General features: G+C 64.8%; 13 protein-coding genes and 1 pseudogene. 2 read left to right on the top strand and 12 right to left on the bottom strand.

Annotation, left to right across the window (positions count from 1 at the left end):
- Positions 1-1,176, bottom strand: a pseudogene (locus N5C91_RS08910) (cache domain-containing protein); the annotation flags it as partial.
- Positions 1,177-1,468: 292 nt separating this feature from the next.
- Here N5C91_RS08910 and N5C91_RS08915 point away from each other — a divergent pair.
- Together N5C91_RS08915 and N5C91_RS08920 are read left to right on the top strand one after the other, a co-directional pair.
- A complete protein-coding gene (locus tag N5C91_RS08915; RefSeq protein WP_236173271.1) occupies positions 1,469-2,788 on the top strand; it encodes a Na+/H+ antiporter NhaC family protein in 1,320 nt (439 codons plus the stop codon).
- A 104-nt stretch (positions 2,789-2,892) separates the two neighbouring features.
- A complete protein-coding gene (locus tag N5C91_RS08920) occupies positions 2,893-3,960 on the top strand; it encodes an AI-2E family transporter (protein WP_236173270.1) in 1,068 nt (355 codons plus the stop codon).
- A gap of 170 nt (positions 3,961-4,130) precedes the next feature.
- Here the strand turns inward: N5C91_RS08920 and nuoN are convergent, their stop codons facing one another.
- The 11 genes from nuoN to nuoC form a co-directional block, all read right to left on the bottom strand.
- The gene (nuoN, locus tag N5C91_RS08925; protein WP_236202232.1) at positions 4,131-5,594 is read right to left on the bottom strand and encodes an NADH-quinone oxidoreductase subunit NuoN; all 1,464 of its coding nucleotides are present in this window, start codon (positions 5,592-5,594) and stop codon (positions 4,131-4,133) included.
- Positions 5,595-5,601: 7 nt separating this feature from the next.
- Positions 5,602-7,131 carry an NADH-quinone oxidoreductase subunit M gene (gene nuoM, locus N5C91_RS08930; RefSeq protein ID WP_236173268.1) on the bottom strand — a complete coding sequence of 510 codons (1,530 nt, stop codon included), beginning with the start codon at positions 7,129-7,131 and terminating at the stop codon, positions 5,602-5,604.
- Between the two features lie 28 nt (positions 7,132-7,159).
- On the bottom strand, positions 7,160-9,007 hold the full coding sequence (gene nuoL, locus N5C91_RS08935) for an NADH-quinone oxidoreductase subunit L (protein WP_045214735.1): 1,848 nt from the start codon (positions 9,005-9,007) through the stop codon (positions 7,160-7,162).
- The gene (nuoK, locus tag N5C91_RS08940) at positions 9,004-9,312 is read right to left on the bottom strand and encodes an NADH-quinone oxidoreductase subunit NuoK (RefSeq protein ID WP_017517116.1); all 309 of its coding nucleotides are present in this window, start codon (positions 9,310-9,312) and stop codon (positions 9,004-9,006) included. Before nuoK ends, nuoL begins: the two co-directional genes overlap by 4 nt.
- 4 nt (positions 9,313-9,316) lie before the next feature.
- Positions 9,317-9,817 (bottom strand): NADH-quinone oxidoreductase subunit J, encoded by a 501-nt coding sequence (gene nuoJ, locus N5C91_RS08945; RefSeq protein ID WP_017517115.1) that lies wholly within the window; start codon positions 9,815-9,817, stop codon positions 9,317-9,319.
- Between the two features lie 11 nt (positions 9,818-9,828).
- A complete protein-coding gene (gene nuoI / locus N5C91_RS08950; protein WP_138526508.1) occupies positions 9,829-10,377 on the bottom strand; it encodes an NADH-quinone oxidoreductase subunit NuoI in 549 nt (182 codons plus the stop codon).
- Positions 10,378-10,388: 11 nt separating this feature from the next.
- Complete coding sequence (nuoH, locus tag N5C91_RS08955) at positions 10,389-11,378, bottom strand: NADH-quinone oxidoreductase subunit NuoH (protein WP_236173334.1); 990 nt, start codon at positions 11,376-11,378, stop codon at positions 10,389-10,391.
- Positions 11,379-11,389: 11 nt separating this feature from the next.
- Positions 11,390-14,104: an NADH-quinone oxidoreductase subunit NuoG gene (gene nuoG, locus N5C91_RS08960; RefSeq protein ID WP_279829173.1), complete on the bottom strand. Its 2,715-nt coding sequence runs from the start codon at positions 14,102-14,104 to the stop codon at positions 11,390-11,392.
- Between the two features lie 128 nt (positions 14,105-14,232).
- Positions 14,233-15,582, bottom strand: a complete 1,350-nt coding sequence (gene nuoF / locus N5C91_RS08965) for an NADH-quinone oxidoreductase subunit NuoF (RefSeq protein WP_045214748.1) — start codon at positions 15,580-15,582, stop codon at positions 14,233-14,235.
- The gene (gene nuoE, locus N5C91_RS08970; protein ID WP_169887231.1) at positions 15,579-16,079 is read right to left on the bottom strand and encodes an NADH-quinone oxidoreductase subunit NuoE; all 501 of its coding nucleotides are present in this window, start codon (positions 16,077-16,079) and stop codon (positions 15,579-15,581) included. The genes nuoF and nuoE overlap by 4 nt, the downstream gene beginning before the upstream one ends.
- Positions 16,076-17,857 (bottom strand): NADH-quinone oxidoreductase subunit C/D, encoded by a 1,782-nt coding sequence (gene nuoC / locus N5C91_RS08975; RefSeq protein WP_279829177.1) that lies wholly within the window; start codon positions 17,855-17,857, stop codon positions 16,076-16,078. The genes nuoE and nuoC overlap by 4 nt, the downstream gene beginning before the upstream one ends.
- Positions 17,858-17,891 lie beyond the last annotated feature (34 nt).

A 17,891-nucleotide genomic window follows, 5' to 3' on the forward strand; every position in this document is an offset into this window, starting at 1 on the left:
CACGCCGAGGATCGGCCGGGTCACGCCGCGGGCGGTGAGCCACATGGCGAACAGGCCGATCAGCACCGCGATCAGGCCGAAGCCCAGTTGCGAGACGGTGCCCTGCACACGCTGGTTATCCAATTCGTTCTGCAGTTCGATGGCTGGGCCGAGCAGGACGTTTTGCGGGACTTCCAGCAACACGCCCCAGGGCTTGGAGCCGGGGATCGGTTGCAGCGGCTCGACCACGCGCAGCTGGTCGTCCTGGCGGAATACCTGCTCATGGTTGGCGGCGATGGCCTGCAGCAGGTCGGCGCCCTGCTTCGGGTAGACCTCCTTGAGGTTCTTGCTCAGCTTCGAGGCATCGGCACTGTGACCGGCGAGCAGGCCAGCTGCGCTGACGATGCTGACGCGGCCCTGGCCGTCATAGAGTTCCTGGCTGCCTTCCACGGCAATTTCCTGCAGCTTCTCCATGCTGATGTCCAGGCCCATGACGCCGATGACCTTGCCGTCCAGTTCCAGCGGGAAGGCGATGCTGGTCATCAGCATTTTCTTGCTGCCCACGTCGTCGAAATACGGATCGAGCACACAGGGCTGGCCGGTGGTCTTGGGGCAGGTGAACCAGGCGTTGTAGGCGCTGCCACTCGGGCCGGGGCTGGTGTCCTGCAGCAGCGATTCGGCCATGGCTTCCGACTCCAGGTGGCCCGGCGTGGCCTGTGACCAGTAGATGGAGAAGCGACCGGCGTCGTTGCTGCCCAGTTCGCCCTGGCCGGCGAAGAGCTTGTCCTTGCCATCCAGTGCATCGGGTTCGAAGGCGACGTAGAGCCCGAGCAGTTCCGGGTTGCCTTCCAGCGCGGTCTTCACCTGGCGGGTCAGGTCCTCGCGCAGATCGTAGGCGTCGAGGAAACGCTTCTGCGCCTGGTCACGGAGGAACAGCACCTGCCGCGAGAAGCCCTTGCCGTACTGGTAAGCGTCCATGATGTAGCGCTGGATGCGCATGGCCTGGACTTCACCGCGCGATTGCAGGCGGGCCTTGGCCGCTTCGTCGAGCATCTGCGTGCTCGATTGCTTGACCAGCGCGGTGCTGTGTTGGGTGCGGTAGACGGAAAGCCCGGAGAGCAGCGAGACGACGCCGAGCAGGCAGAGCCCGGCTAGCAAGGTGATCTTCCACTGGATGGAAAGACGGCGCAGAAGCATGGAGGGGAATCCTTGTTTGAACTAAGCCTCGGGATGCCAGCTATATCGGCCTTTCCCGTATCTTCTTGACCCGCGACGGGGCGAAACGCCAGAAAACAGGCGATTCTGGCGTGCCTGGCCGACGGGCGGCGAAAAGCCAGGCAAGAAGCGTGCTCGTCTGCGTGAAAGTCCTGCCAGGCGAGCTTGGAAACGTCTTGATTCGACTCAAATTTTGACACCCCGGCGAGCCTTTGGCAGAGTGCGCGCCTTTTGCCCGCGCCCTGGCGCGGCGAGCCCTGGAAGGAGTGCTGGAATGAATGCGGTGTTGATCGCCATTGGCCTGATGCTGGTGTTGAGCCTGTGTCGCGTGCATGTGGTGGTCGCGCTGATCGCCGGCGCGGTTGCGGGCGGCTTGCTCGGCGGCCTGGGCATGGATGGCACGCTCAAGGCATTCAACGAAGGCCTGGGGGCCGGTGCGACGGTGGCGCTGTCATACGCCATGCTCGGTGCATTCGCCGTGGCCATCGCGCGCTCCGGAATGGCGCATGCCCTGGCCGATCGCGCCCTGGCAATGCTCGGCCGGCAGGAGTCGAGCAGCTCCAATGGCTTCAAGTGGATGATGGTCGGCCTGTTGCTGGTGGTGGCGATCTGCTCGCAGAACATCCTGCCGATCCATATCGCTTTCATCCCGCTGCTGGTGCCGCCGCTGCTTTATGTGCTGACGCGCCTGCAGATCGACCGCCGGCTGATCGCCTGTGTCATCACCTTCGGCCTGATCACACCCTACATGTTCCTGCCGGTGGGTTTCGGCAACATCTTCCTGAACCAGATCCTGCTGGCCAACGTGGCCCGCGCGGGCGTCGACGTGCAGGGTATCAACGTGACCCAGGCCATGCTGATTCCGGCGCTGGGTATGCTCTGCGGCCTATTGATCGCGGTGCTCTTCAGCTACCGCGGCAAGCGTGTCTATGACCTGGAACGCATCGAGCAGGCCGAGCGGGTCGACACGCCCTACAGCAAGATGAGCCTCGCTGTGGCCGGCGTCGCAGTGGCGGCGGCATTCGCCGTACAGCTGTTGCTGGACTCGATGATCCTCGGCGCGCTGGTGGGTTTCCTGGTGTTCTCGCTGTCCGGGGTGGTGCGCTGGAAGGAGGCGGACGACCTGTTCACCGAGGGCATGAAGATGATGGCGATGATCGGTTTCATCATGATCGCCGCCCAGGGTTTCGCCGCGGTGATGACTGCAACCGGGCAGGTCGCCAGTCTGGTGGACAGCGCCGCCGGCTGGATCGGCAGCAGCAAGGCGCTGGGCGCCTTCATGATGCTGCTGGTGGGCTTGCTGGTGACTATGGGCATCGGTTCGTCGTTCTCCACGGTGCCGATCATCGCGGCGATCTTCGTGCCGCTGGCGGTGCACCTGGGCTTCAGCCCGCTGGCCATCGTCAGCATCGTGGGCACCGCCGGAGCGCTGGGTGACGCTGGCTCGCCAGCGTCGGACTCCACCCTCGGTCCGACTTCCGGCCTGAACGTGGATGGCCAGCACAACCACATCTGGGACACCGTGGTGCCGACCTTCCTGCACTACAACCTGCCACTGCTGGCGTTCGGCTGGGTGGCCGCGATGGTGCTCTGAAAGAGCGCCTGGAAAGCCCTGGCACGGCGATCTCGCTTTGAAAGTTGCACTTGGCGGGGCAACTGCTGACTAATGAGCAGGTTTATCCATCCATGGACCCGCTCATGTTCGAATCGAAACTGGAATACCGGACGTTCCTCGCCCTGCTGCTGGTGGTGACACTCGCCTTCGGCTGGATTCTGCTGCCGTTCTACGGGGCGGTCTTCTGGGGCACCATCCTGGCGATCATCTTCGCCCCGCTGCAGCGCCGCCTGCGGGTGAAACTCAACGGACGCAACAACCTCGCTGCACTGATTTCCCTCGCCGTGTGCTTCCTGATCGTGATTCTTCCGGTGACCTTCATCGCCGGCGCACTGGTACAGGAAGGGGCGACCGTCTACCAGCGGCTGAAGTCGGGTGAGCTGAACTTCATCGCCTATTACCAGCAGGCGGTCGCCGCGCTGCCGGGCTGGGCGCACCAGTTGCTGGAGCGCTTCGACCTGGCCGATCTGTCGAGCCTGCAGGAAAAGCTCTCGGCGGGTGCGATGCAGGCCAGCCAACTGGTGGCCACCAAGGCCTTCAGCATCGGCCAGAACACCTTCGAGTTCGTCATCAGCTTCGGCATCATGCTCTACCTGCTGTTCTTCCTCCTGCGCGACGGCCCGACCCTGGGGCGCCGCATCAAGCAGGCCGTGCCGCTGAGCGGGGAGCACAAGCAGCACCTGTTCACCAAGTTCACCACGGTGATCCGCGCCACGGTGAAGGGCAACATCGCCGTCGCGGCGACCCAGGGCGCGCTGGGCGGGCTGATCTTCTGGTTCCTCGGCATCCAGGGCTCGCTGCTCTGGGGCGCGCTGATGGCCTTCCTCTCGCTACTGCCGGCCATTGGCGCAGGGCTGATCTGGGTGCCGGTGGCGGCCTACTTCCTGCTCACCGGTGCGATCTGGCAGGGCGTGGTGCTGACACTGTTCTGCGTGGTGGTGATCGGCCTGGTGGACAACATCCTGCGCCCGATCCTGGTCGGCAAGGACACCAAGATGCCGGATTACGTGGTGCTGATCTCGACCCTTGGCGGCATGTCGCTGTTCGGCCTCAACGGCTTCGTCATCGGCCCGCTGATCGCGGCGCTGTTCATGGCGTCGTGGGACCTGTTCACCGGCCGTGAAGGCGAGCAGCCCAAGCCAGCAGAGTAAGGTTGAGCACGTTGTAGGATGGCGTGGAGCGAAGCGATACCCATCGATTGCCGGAACCATCAGCATGGGTATCGCTGCGCTCCACCCATCCTACGAAAGCCGCGTCGCGATGCTTGAATCACAGGCAATAAAAACCCCGCCGAAGCGGGGTTTTTTATTGCCTGTCGACCTTAGCCGGCGATGGCTACCAGGCCGCTGTGCTGGAGGATGTCCAGCAGCGGTTGCGGGTAGACGCCGAGGAAGAAGGCGAGCAGGGCGATGGCCACCAGCATGATGCCGCCGGCGCGCTGGGCCCAGTCCAGGGGCGCGTCGTGGCGCTTCATGTTCGGCTCGACCAGGTACATGGTCACCATCACGCGCAGGTAGTAGAACAGGCCGATGGCGCTGCCCAGTACCAGCGAGCCGACCAGCCACCAGTGCTGCGACTCGACGCCGGTGGCGACGATGTAGAACTTGCCGATGAAGCCGGCGGTCAGCGGAATGCCCGCCAGGGACAGCATCATCACGGTCATCACCGCGGTCAGCACCGGACGGCGCCAGAACAGGCCGCGGTACTCGAACAGTGCGTCGGCGTCGCGGCCGCTGTACGGGGTGGACATCAGGGTGACCACGCCGAAGGCGCCCAGGGTGGTGACGACGTAGGTGGTCAGGTACACGCCGACGGCTTCCACGGCCAGGCCCTTGCTCGCCACCAGGGCGATCAGCAGGTAGCCGAAGTGGGCGATGGACGAGTAGCCGAGCAGGCGCTTGATGTTGCTCTGGGTCAGCGCCAGCAGGTTGCCGATCAGGATCGAGGCGATGGCGATGACTGCGATGGCGTCATGCAGCAGGCCGTTGTTCAGGGCTGCCGGAGCGATCTGGAACAGACGCAGCAGAACGGCGAACACGGCGACCTTGGCGGTGGTGGCCAGGAAGGTGGCTACCGGGGCCGGAGCACCTTCGTAGACGTCCGGGGTCCACAGGTGGAACGGCGCCAGGGACAGCTTGAAGCCCAGGCCGACGACCATCATGCCGACGCCGATGGCCAGTAGCGGGCCATGGCTGGTGCCCTCGGCCAGCGAGGCACCGATAGCCGAGAACCCGAGGCTGCCGGATTCGGCGTAGAGCAGGGCCATGCCGAACAGCAGGAACGCGGAACCGGCAGCGGACAGTACGGTGTACTTGATGCCCGCTTCCAGGGTGCGCTTGTTGAAGAAGGCGTAGGCGACCATGCCGTAGACCGGCACCGACAGCAGTTCCAGGCCGATGAACAGGCCGGCCAGGTTCTGTGCACTGACCAGCACCAGGCCGCCCGCGGTGGACAGCAGCAGGAGCAGGTAGAGTTCCTCGCGGTTGCCCGGGAAGCTTTCCATGTAGGCGTGGGCGAGGGTAGTGCAGGCCAGGGCGCCGATCAGGATCAGGGCCATGTAGAAGCAGGCGAAGTTGTCGATCACCAGCAACGGGGTGACTTCGATCGGGGTGACTTTCAGCACCGGGATGATCGACAGCAGGGCCAGGTTCAGACCGATCACCGAAAGGGTGGCGGTCATCGAGTGGTTACGCTTCCAGGCTACCGCAAGCATCACCACCACCAGGGTGGCGCTGGTGATGAGCAGTGGCAGGAGCGCGATGAAGTGTTGAATCGTGAAGGTCATGTCGCGCTTACCGTGCTGCCAGGGTGGAGAGGGCGGAGCCCAGCCATTGCTGGACGCCGTGCATGGTTGCCGCGGAGGTGTCGAGAACCGGCTGCGGGTAGACGCCGAGCACGATCAGCAGCACCGCCAGGCCGAGCACCATGAGCAGCTCGCGGGCGTTCAGGCCGGCGATGGCAGTGTCGGACTTGGCCGGGCCGAAGTACGCGCGGTGGATCATGATCAGCGAGTAGACCGAGCCGAACACCAGGCCGAAGGTGGCGATCACGGTGATCACCGGAACGACCTTGAAGCTGCCCAGCAGGATCAGGAATTCGCCGACGAAGTTGCCGGTACCCGGCAGACCCAGCGAGGCGGTGGCGAAGAACAAGGCCACGGCCGGCAGGTACGGGATGCGCGACCACAGGCCGCCCATCTTGCGCATGTCACGGGTGTGCAGGCGCTCGTACAGCTGGCCGCAGAGGATGAACAGCGCGGCGGCGGAGAGGCCGTGGGCGATCATCTGCACCACTACACCCTGCAGCGCCTGGGGGCTGCCGGAGTAGATGCCGATCATCACGAAGCCCATGTGCGACACGGAGGAGTAGGCCACCAGGCGCTTGATGTCGGTCTGCGCGAACGACAGGAAGGCGCCGTAGAAGATGCCGATCAGACCCAGGGTCATGGCGATCGGGGCGAACTCGGCCGAAGCGTTGGGGAACAGCGGCAGGGCGAAGCGGATCAGGCCGTAGGCGGCGGTCTTCAGCAGGATACCGGCCAGGTCCACGGAGCCGGCGGTCGGTGCCTGGGCGTGGGCGTCCGGCAGCCAGGAGTGCACCGGCACCACCGGCATCTTCACCGCGAAGGCGACGAAGAAGCCGAGCATCAGGATCCACTCGGTGTGCGGCGGCAGCTGGGTCTTCAGCAGGTCGGCATAGTTGAAGGTCAGCACGCCGGTGCTGTTGTAGTGCACGAACACCAGGCCCAGGATCGCCACCAGCATCACCAGGCCGCTGGCCTGGGTGAAGATGAAGAACTTGGTAGCGGCGTAGATGCGGGTCTTCTTGCCGTCGTCTGAGCTATGACCCCAGAGCGCGATGAGGAAGTACATCGGCACCAGCATCATTTCCCAGAAGAAGAAGAACAGGAACAGGTCGACGGCGAGGAACACACCGATCACACCGCCGAGGATCCACAGCAGGTTCAGGTGGAAGAAGCCGATGCGACGCTGGATCTCGTTCCACGAGCAAAGGACGGAGAGCACGCCGAGCAGGCCAGTCAGCGCCACCATCAGCAGGGACAGGCCGTCCATTGCCAGGTGGAAGCTGATGCCGAAACGCTCGATCCAGGACAGCTTGAATTCCAGGGTCCATTGCGGCTCGCCACCTGGCGCGGGGGCCAGCTGGAAGTCACCGGTGTGCCACACCCACAGGCTCAGCGCCAGGGTGAGGACCATCGATCCCAGGGCGACCCAGCGGGGCAGGGTCTTGCTGGTGTACTCGGCGATCCAGCAAAGGAAGCCGCCGATGAAGGGGATCAGGATTAGCCAGGGCAGAATCATGTCGGGCTCAATCTCTTTCGTGAATTCATTAAGCCAGCAGCAGCGCGCCGAGGAGCAGCGCGGCGCCACCCACCAGGGAAGCGGCGTACCAACGCAGGCGGCCGTTCTCGGTGAGGCTGAGGAGTTTGTTGCCACCGCGGGCGGTGAGCGGGACCAGGACCAGGGTCTTGTCGATCGGGTCCGCGGCCAGCAGGCGGCAGATCAGCAGGTAGGGTTTCACGAACAGCTTGTCGTACAGCCAGTCGAAGCCCCAGGCGTGGTACCACCAGGTGCCGAAGAAGCGGCCCGGTGCGCTCTGGGCGACGGCGCTGACGAAGCGGCGCTTGCCGAGGAACAGCAGGCCCGCGAGCAGGATACCGGCGATGGCGATGGCGCCCGAGGCGATCTCCAGGCTGTGCTTGGCTTCACCACCGGCATGACCGGCGCTTTCCGGCAGGACGCCGGCCAGCGGCGGAGTGATCAGCGCGCCGATGAAGGTGGAGAGCACGATCAGTACACCCAGCGGCAGCCAGTGGCTGACGCCATGGCCAGCGTGCGCTTCGGTCTTCGCTTCGCCGTGGAAGGCGATGAAGATCAGGCGGAAGGTGTACAGCGAGGTCATGAACGCGCCGACGAGCCCTGCGATCAGCAGGTTCTGGTGACCGCTGGCGAAGGCTTCCCAGAGGATCTCGTCCTTGGAGTAGAAGCCGGCGGTCAGGAAGGGCAGGGCGGACAGCGCCGCGCCACCGACCACGAAGCTCGCGTAGGCCAGCGGCAGCTTCTTCCACAGGCCACCCATCTTGAAGATGTTCTGCTCGTGGTGGCAGGCGACGATCACCGCACCGGAAGCCAGGAACAGCAGGGCCTTGAAGAAGGCGTGGGTCATCAGGTGGAAGATCGCCCCACCCCAGGCGCCGACGCCCAGGGCCAGGAACATGTAGCCGATCTGGCTCATGGTCGAGTAGGCGAGGATGCGCTTGATGTCGGTCTGCACCAGGGCGGCGAAGCCGGCCAGGACCAGGGTCACGGCGCCGATGATGCCGACCAGCTCCAGGACGTTCGGGGCCAGCTCGAACAGGCCGTGGCAGCGGGCGATCAGGTAGACGCCCGCGGTCACCATGGTAGCGGCGTGGATCAGCGCGGAGACCGGAGTCGGGCCGGCCATCGCGTCGGCCAGCCAGGTCTGCAGCGGCAGCTGGGCGGACTTGCCGACGGCGCCGCCGAGCAGCATCAGGGTGGCCAGGTTGATCCACAGGTCGCCCTTGGCGAAGTGCTGCGGAGCCAGGACCAGCAGTTCCTGGATGTTCAGCGTGCCCAGGTGCTGGAACAGGATGAACATGCCGATGGCGAAGAACACGTCACCCACGCGGGTCACGATGAAGGCTTTGAGCGCCGCGTTGCCGTTCGGTACGTGGTTGTAATAGAAACCGATCAGCAGGTAGGAGCAGAGGCCCACGCCTTCCCAACCGAAGTACATGAACAGCAGGTTATCGCCCAGCACCAGGAACAGCATGCTGGCGATGAACAGGTTGGTGTAGGCGAAGAAACGCGAGTAGCCGGTTTCACCGCGCATGTACCAGGAGGCGAACAGGTGGATCAGGAAGCCGACGCCGGTGACCACGCCGAGCATGGTGACCGACAGGCCGTCCAGGTACAGGGTGAAGTTGGTCTTGAAGTCGCCAACGCTCATCCATTGCCACAGCACCAGGCTGTAGGCGCCACCTTCGGGCGGGTTGCTGTGGAAGCTCCAGATCGCCCAGAAGGCGGAGAGGGCCGCGAGGCCCACGGAGCCGACACCGACCAGTGCCGAGAGATTTTCCGACCACTTGCCACGGGAGAACGAGAGCAGCAGGAAGCCGACCAGGGGGAACAGGAAAGTAAGGGGCAGCAGGTTCATCCGCGCATCTCGCTGGCAGCGTCGATATCGAGGGTATGGAAGCGGCGATACAGCTGGAGCAGGATCGCCAGGCCGATGCTGGCCTCGGCCGCAGCCAGGCTGAGCACCAGGATGAACATCACCTGGCCGTCAGGCTGGCCCCAGCGGGCGCCACCGACCACGAAGGCCAGAGCGGCGGCGTTCATCATCACTTCCAGGCTCATCAGTACGAACAGGATGTTGCGTCGTACCATCAGGCCCACCAGGCCGAAGCAGAACAGCACACCGGCGAGTGCCAGTCCGTGTTCGAGAGGGATTGCATTCATGGTGTTAGTCCTTCGCTTCGTGGCGGCCGAGGTGGTAGGCGGCGACCAGTGCCGCCAGCAGCAGCATCGAGGCCAGTTCGACGACCAGCAGGTACGGGCCGAACAGGCTGATGCCCACGGCCTTGGCGTCCACGGTGGTGTGGCCGATGCCGATCCCGCTCGGGGTGCGCGAGAGCATCCACAGCAGCTCGACCAGCAGCACGGCAGCCAGGGCGCCGGGGCCGATCCAGACGCCGGGCTTGAGCCACTTGCGTTCCTGCTCGGCAATCGCCGGGCCGAGGTTGAGCATCATCACCACGAAGACGAACAGCACCATGATCGCGCCGGCGTAGACGATGATCTCCAGGGCACCGGCGAACGGGGCGCCGAGGCTGAAGAAGGTCATCGAAACCGCGAGCAGCGAAATGATGAGGTAGAGCAGGGCATGCACCGGGTTGCTGTTGGTGATGACCCGGAAGGTTGCCAGCACGGCGACGCCGGCGGCGAAGTAGAAAGCGAATTCCACGCGACGTCTCCTTACGGCAGCAGGCTCTTGACGTTGATCGGTTCGGCCTCGTTCTGCGCGGCGCCTTTCGGCTTGCCGGCGATGGCCATGCCGGCAACGCGGTAGAAGTTGTAGTCCGGGTTCTTGCCGGGGCCGGAGATCAGCAGGTCTTCCTTCTCGTAGACCAGGTCCTGGCGCTTGAACTCACCCATCTCGAAATCCGGGGTCAGCTGGATCGCGGTGGTCGGGCAGGCTTCTTCGCACAGGCCGCAGAAGATGCAGCGGGAGAAGTTGATGCGGAAGAACTCGGGGTACCAGCGGCCATCGTCCATCTCGGCCTTCTGCAGGGAGATGCAGCCAACCGGGCAGGCCACGGCGCACAGGTTGCACGCAACGCAGCGCTCCTCGCCGTCGGGATCGCGGGTGAGCACGATGCGGCCACGGTAGCGCGGCGGCAGGTACACGGGCTCTTCCGGGTACTGCAGGGTGTCACGCTTGCGGAAGGCGTGACCGAAGATCATCACCAGGCTGCGCAGCTGGGTGTAGGTGCCGTGCACCACGTCGAAAATGTACTTGATCATGGTCGTACTCCTTACTGGGTCGCCAGCACGACAGCGCCGGTCACCAGCAGGTTGATCAGGGTCAGCGGGAGGCAGAACTTCCAGCTGAAGGCCATCACCTGGTCATAGCGCGGGCGTGGAATCGAGGCCCGCAGCAGAATGAACATCATGATGAAGAAGCCGGTTTTCAGGGCGAACCAGATGAACGGGATCTGCGGCAGGATGCCGAACGGGCCATGCCAGCCGCCGAAGAACAGGGTCGCCAGCAACGCGGACACCAGCACGATGCCGATGTACTCGCCGACGAAGAACATGCCCCATTTCATGCCGGCGTACTCGATGTGGTAACCGTCGGCCAGTTCCTGTTCGGCTTCGGGCTGGTCGAACGGGTGACGGTGAGTCACGGCGACACCAGCGACGAAGAAGGTCATGAAACCGAAGAACTGCGGAATGATGAACCACATGTGCTCGGCCTGGTAATCGACGATGTCGCGCAGGCTGAACGAACCGACCTGAGCGACGATGCCCATCAGCGACAGGGCCAGGAACACCTCGTAGGAGATGGTCTGGGCCGAGGCGCGCAGGCTGCCGAGGAGGGCGAACTTGTTGTTGCTCGACCAGCCGGCGAACAGCACCGCGTACACGGTCAGGCCGGCCATGGCGAAGAAGAACAGGATGCCGATGTTCAGGTCCGCCACACCCCAGGTCGGGGTGATCGGGATGACCGCGAACGCCACCAGCAGCGCACCCATGGCAATCATGGGCGCGAGGGTGAAGATCATCTTGTCGGCGAACGGCGGGGTCCAGTCTTCCTTGAAGAACATCTTCAGCATGTCGGCACCGAGCTGGAAGGCCCCGAAGGGGCCGACCCGGTTCGGACCGTAGCGGTCCTGCCAGAGGCCGAGCAGACGACGCTCGACCCAGCTGAGCAGCGCGCCGCAGACGACCACGGCGAGCAGGATGACGATGGCCTTGATGACTTCGATGATGATGTCGACGACGGCGGGGGTCAGCCAGCTCATGCTCATCAAACTCATTGTGCAGCCTCCTGCAGACCTTCAGCCGTGGCGCCGATGACACCGGCGGGAATGCCTTGCAGACCGATCGGCAGGGCGACCAGGCCGGCACCGAGCTCTTCGCTCACGCGCAGCGGCAGGCGCAGTTCCTGGCCCTTGACGGTCAGGCGGATGATCGCGCCTTCGTTGACGCCCAGGCGATCAGCCTCGGCCTTGGCCAGGGTGACGTAGGTCTGCGGGATGCGCTCCTGCACCGGGGCGGCCTTGGCGGAATTCTCCTCGCTGCCGAACAGGTGATAGAAGGGCACCACCTTGAACTGGCTGGCGGCGGTGTGGAACGGCGCGGGAATCTCGCTGAACCACAGGGCTTCGCCCTTGGCCTCGATCAGGCGCACGCCCGGATCGCCGGCGCGCAGGTGGCCGCCGACTTCGTCCTGGAACTTGTTCCAGGCTTGCGGGGAGTTCCAGCCCGGGGACCAGGCGAACGGAATCTGCTGACGCGGTTCGGTGCTGCCGGCGTAGCCTTCCATGGAGAAGGCGAAGGCGGAGTCGATGTCCTGCGGCTGACGCGGCTCGCTGACATTGATGTTGGCGCGCATCGAGGTACGGCCGGAGTAGCGGTGCGGCTCGCGCGCCAGCTTCAGGCCCTTGATGCGGAACGCGGCGTTCGGCGCGGCTTCGCGGATGCCGGCCAGTTGCGGTTTGGCGGCGACGACGGCGTCGATCACGTGGTCCAGCTGGGTCCAGTCGACGCGCTTGCCTTCGAGGGTGCTGTGCAGGGCGTGCAGCCAGCGCCAGCCTTCGCGGACCAGGTTGTCGGCGTTGTAGTAGGTCGGGTCGTAGACCTGGAAGAAACGCTGGGCGCGGCCTTCCTGGCTGACCAGGGTGCCATCGCCTTCGGCGAAGCTGGCGGCCGGCAGCAGGACGGTGGCCTTGGCGCTGGTGGCGGTCTGCTGGTGGTCGGCGACCACGACGATCTTGGCGGCGGCCAGGGCGGCATCGACAGCGGCAGCGTCGGCGCGGCGGTACAGGTCGTTCTCCAGGATCACCACGGCATCGGCGGCGCCGGAGGTCAGCTGTTCCAGAGCGGCTTCAACGGACTCGCCGCCGAAGAGCGCCAGGCCCAGGCTGTTGGCTTCCGGGACGACCAGGCTCAGGGAGCCGTTCTTCTCGCGGCTCTTCAGCGCGCTGGCGATGTTGGCGGCGGCTTCGATCAGGGCGTTGCTGCCCAGCGAGGTGCCGGAGATAACCAGCGGGCGCTTGGCGGCGACCAGGGCATCGGCGATGCGCTGGGCCAGGGCGGCGGCTTCGGCGTCGAGGCCAGCCACGGCCGGGGCGCTCGGGTCGATGGCATGGGCCACGGCGAAGCCCAGGCGAGCCAGGTCTTCGGTAGCGGCGTGCACGCACTCGGCAGCGACGTCGTCCAGGCGGGTTTCATCCAGGCTGGCGATGAACAGCGGGTTCATCTCGTGCTGGGCGATGGTCTTCACCGCGGCGTCGAGCCACGGCTGGATCTTCATCGCGGCGGCCATGTCCTCGCCCTTGCCTTTGACCGACTGGCGCAGGGCCAGGGCGATACGGGCAGCGGTCTGGGTCAGGTCTTCGCCGAGCACGAATACTGCGTCGTGGTCTTCGATGTCACGGATGGTCGGCACCGGCAGCGGGCCGTCCTGCATCACTTTCAGCACCAGCTGCAGGCGTTGCAGTTCGTCGGCGGAGATGCCGCTGTAGTAGTTCTGCGCGCCGACCAGTTCGGCCAGGGCGTAGTTGCTTTCCAGGCTGGCGCGCGGCGAACCGATACCGATGACCTTGCGGCCCTTGAGCAGGGCGGCGGTCTGGTCTAGGGCGCCGTCCAGCGAGAGCTTCTGCTTGCTCAGCATCAGTTGCGGCTGACGCGGGCGGTCTTCGCGGTTGACGTAGCCGTAGCCGAAGCGGCCGCGGTCGCACAGGAAGTAGTGGTTCACCGAGCCGTTGTAGCGGTTCTCGATGCGGCGGATTTCACCGTAACGCTCGCCGGGGCTGATGTTGCAGCCGCTGGAGCAGCCATGGCAGATGCTCGGGGCGAACTGCATGTCCCACTTGCGGTTGTAGCGCTCGGAGTGGGTCTTGTCGGTGAACACGCCAGTCGGGCAGACCTCGGTCAGGTTGCCGGAGAATTCGCTCTCCAGCACACCGTCCTCGATGCGGCCGAAATAGACGTTGTCATGCGCGCCATAGACGCCCAGGTCGGTGCCGCCGGCGTAGTCCTTGTAGTAACGGACGCAGCGGTAGCAGGCGATGCAGCGGTTCATCTCGTGGGCGATGAACGGGCCGAGTTCCTGGTTCTGGTGGGTGCGCTTGGTGAAGCGGTACCGGCGCTGGTTGTGGCCGGTCATCACCGTCATGTCCTGCAGGTGGCAGTGACCGCCTTCCTCGCAGACCGGGCAGTCGTGCGGGTGGTTGGTCATCAGCCATTCGACGACGCTAGCGCGGAACTGCTTGGCCTCTTCGTCTTCGATGGAAATCCAGGTGTTGTCGGTGGCGGGAGTCATGCAGGACATGACGAGACGACCGCGTTTGTCGTTCTCGTCGGTGTACTGCTTGACCGCGCACTGGCGGCATGCGCCGACGCTTCCGAGCGCCGGGTGCCAGCAGAAGTAGGGGATGTCGAGACCGAGGGAGAGGCAGGCCTGCAACAGGTTGTCCGCTCCGTCGACTTCTAACGTCTTGCCGTCTACGTGGATCGTGGCCATGGGTCTAAGTCTTCGTTGGCCCGTTGTCAGCGGGCGTGGCTAATAGAAATCACGGTTTCATCGGGCCGGCGGCACGCCGCGGCACTGCAACGAAACAACGCCGGGCGCAGCGCCCGGCGATCAAAGCATCAAGCGCCGACGGTCTGCGGTGCTTGTACGGCCTGAGCCTGGCGGGAAATGCCCGCTTCGAACTCGGGACGGAAATACTTCAGTGCGCTGCCCAGCGGCTCGACGGCACCCGGTGCGTGGGCACAGAAGGTCTTGCCGGGGCCGAGGAAGTTGACGAGCTGCTCGAGGGTTTCCAGGTCGCCCTGGGCACCTTCGCCTTTCTCCAGCGCGCGCAGGACCTTCACGCTCCACGGCAGGCCGTCGCGGCACGGAGTGCACCAGCCGCAGGATTCGCGGGCGAAGAACTCTTCCATGTTGCGCAGCAGCGAGACCATGTTGACGCTGTCGTCCACCGCCATGGCCAGGCCGGTACCCATACGGGTGCCAACCTTGGCAACGCCGCCGGCATAGAACAGGGCATCCAGGTGTTCCGGCAGCAGGAAGCCGGTACCTGCGCCGCCCGGCTGCCAGGCCTTGAGCTTGTAGCCGTCGCGCATGCCGCCGGCGTAATCCTCGAACAGCTCGCGGGCCGGGAGGCCGAAGGGCAGTTCCCAGATACCGGGGTTCTTCACCTTGCCGGAGAAGCCCATGAGCTTGGTGCCCATGTCTTCGCTGCCCGGACGGGCGAGGCCCTTGTACCAGTCGACACCGTGCTCGACGATCGCCGGCACGTTGCACAGGGTCTCGACGTTGTTCACGCAGGTCGGCTTGCCCCAGACGCCAACGGCGGCGGGGAAGGGCGGCTTGGAGCGCGGGTTGGCGCGGCGGCCTTCCAGCGAGTTGATCAGTGCGGTCTCTTCGCCACAGATGTAGCGGCCGGCGCCGGTGTGGACGAACAGCTCGAAATCGAAGCCGCTGCCGAGGATGTTCTTGCCCAGCAGGCCGGCGGCCTTGGCTTCCTCGATGGCGCGGTTCAGGTTACGGGCTGCGTCGACGTACTCGCCGCGCAGGAAGATGTAGCCGCGGTAGGCCTTGAGGGCGCGCGCGGAGATCAGCATGCCTTCCACCAGCAGGTGCGGCAGCTGCTCCATGAGCATGCGGTCCTTCCAGGTATTGGGCTCCATCTCGTCCGCGTTGCACAGCAGGTAGCGGATGTTGAGGGATTCGTCCTTGGGCATCAGGCCCCACTTCACGCCGGTGGGGAAGCCCGCACCGCCGCGGCCCTTGAGGCCGGAGTCCTTGACGGTCTGGACGATGTCGTCGGTGGCCATCTGCGCCAGCGCCTTGCGCGCGGCGGCGTAGCCATTCTTCGACTGGTACTCCTCCAGCCAGACCGGGGCGCCGTCGTCACGCAGGCGCCAGGTCAGCGGGTGGGTTTCGGCCGCGCGCGCGGTGCGGTTGGGCGTGCCGTAGGAGGTGAGGCGACTCATGCGTAGGCCTCCAGCAGTTTGGCGACGCCGTCGGGACGCAGGTCGCCGAAGGTGTCGTCATCGATCATCATCGCCGGGGCCTTGTCGCAGTTGCCCAGGCAGCACACCGGCAGCAGGGTGAAGCGGCCGTCGGCGGTGGTCTGGCCGAGGCCGATGCCCAGCTGCTTCTGGATCTCGCCAACCACGGACTCGTGGCCGCCGATGTAGCAGACCATGCTGTCGCAGACGCGGATGATGTGGCGGCCGACCGGCTGGCGGAATATCTGGCTATAGAAGGTGGCCACGCCTTCGACGTCGCTGTCGGGGATGCCGAGGATGTCGGCGATTGCCGGGATGGCGCCGTCCGGCACCCAGCCGCGCTGCTTCTGGACGATCTTCAGGGCTTCGATGGACGCCGCGCGGGAGTCCTCGTAGTGATGCATTTCGTGCTCGATGGCCGAGCGCTCGGTTTCGCTGAGTTCGAAACGATCAGTCTGGATAAGGGTACTCATGATCAGCGGTCCACGTCGGCCATAACGAAGTCGATACTGCCCAGATAGGCGATCAGGTCAGCGATCATGCTGCCGTTGATCACCGACGGAATCTGCTGCAGGTGCGCGAAGCTGGGCGTCCGGATTCGGGTCCGGTAGCTCATGGTGCTGCCATCGCTCGTCAGGTAGTAGCTGTTGATGCCCTTGGTCGCTTCCACCATCTGGAAGGCTTCGTTGGCCGGCATGACCGGGCCCCAGGAAACCTGCAGGAAGTGGGTGATCAGGGTCTCGATGTGCTGCAGCGTGCGCTCTTTGGGCGGCGGCGTGGTCAGCGGGTGGTCGGCCTTGTACGGGCCTTCGGGCATGTTCTTCAGGCACTGCTCGATGATGCGCAGGCTCTGGCGCATCTCACCCATCTTGACCATGCAGCGGTCGTAGGCGTCGCCGTTGGCCGCCAGCGGCACTTCGAACTCGAAGTTTTCGTAGCCGGAGTAGGGGCGGGCTTTACGCAGGTCGAAGTCGCAGCCGGTGGCGCGCAGGCCGGCGCCGGTGGTGCCCCATTCCAGCGCTTCCTTGGTGTTGTACGCCGCTACGCCGATGGTACGGCCACGCAGGATGCTGTTCTTCAGGGCAGCGGTTTCGTACTCGTCCAGGCGCTTGGGCATCCAGTCGAGGAATTCGCGGACCAGCTTGTCCCAGCCGCGCGGCAGGTCGTGTGCGACGCCGCCGATGCGGTACCAGGCCGGGTGCAGGCGGAAGCCGGTGATGGCTTCGACGACCTTGTAGGCGCGCTGGCGGTCGGTGAAGGTGAAGAACACCGGGGTCATCGCACCCACGTCCTGGATGTAGGTACCCAGGTAGAGCAGGTGGTTCAGGATGCGGAAGAACTCCGACATCATGATGCGGATGACGTCGACCCGCTGCGGCACCTTGATGCCGGCGAGCTTCTCGACCGAGAGCACGTACGGCAGGTTGTTCATCACGCCGCCGAGGTAGTCGATACGGTCGGTGTACGGAATGAAGCTGTGCCAGGACTGACGTTCGGCCATCTTCTCGGCGCCACGATGGTGGTAGCCGATTTCCGGAACGCAATCGAGGATCTCTTCACCGTCCAGCTGCAGGATGATGCGGAATGCACCGTGAGCGGACGGGTGGTTCGGGCCGAGGTTGAGGAACATGAAGTCCTCGCTCTCGCCATGGCGCTTCATGCCCCAGTCTTCGGGCTTGAAGCGCAGGGCTTCCTGCTCGAGGTCCTGCTTGGCAGCGGACAGCGCGTAGGGATCGAACTCGGTGGCGCGCGCCGGGTAATCCTTGCGCAGCGGGTGACCTTCCCAGGTCGGCGGCATCAGCATGCGGGTCAGGTGCGGGTGACCATTGAAGGTGATCCCGTACATGTCCCAGACCTCACGCTCGTACCAGTTGGCGTTCGGCCAGATACGGGTGGCGGTGGGCAGGTTGAGGTCGCCTTCGGACAAGGCCACCTTGATCATCACGTCACTATTACGCTCGAGCGACATCAGGTGGTAGAACACGCTGAAGTCGGCGCCCGGCAGGCCGCGACGGTGGGTGCGCAGGCGCTCGTCGACACCGTGCAGGTCATAGAGCATGACGTACGGCTTGGGCACATTGCGCAGGAAGGTGAGGACGTCGATCAGGCGCTCACGGGCAACCCAGAGCACCGGCATGCCGGTGCGGGTGGCCTGGACGGTGAAGGCTTCGGCGCCAAAGCGGGAATTCAGTTCGACGACGATGTCTTGGTCGTCTGCCTTGTAAGGCGGGATGTACAGAGCGGAGTCTGCATTCATAGTCTTTAAGTCACTCGGTCAACGGTGGAGTGAA

The sequence above is a fragment of the Pseudomonas sp. GD03903 genome (genome assembly GCF_029840045.1).
Classification (GTDB): domain Bacteria; phylum Pseudomonadota; class Gammaproteobacteria; order Pseudomonadales; family Pseudomonadaceae; genus Pseudomonas; species Pseudomonas pseudonitroreducens.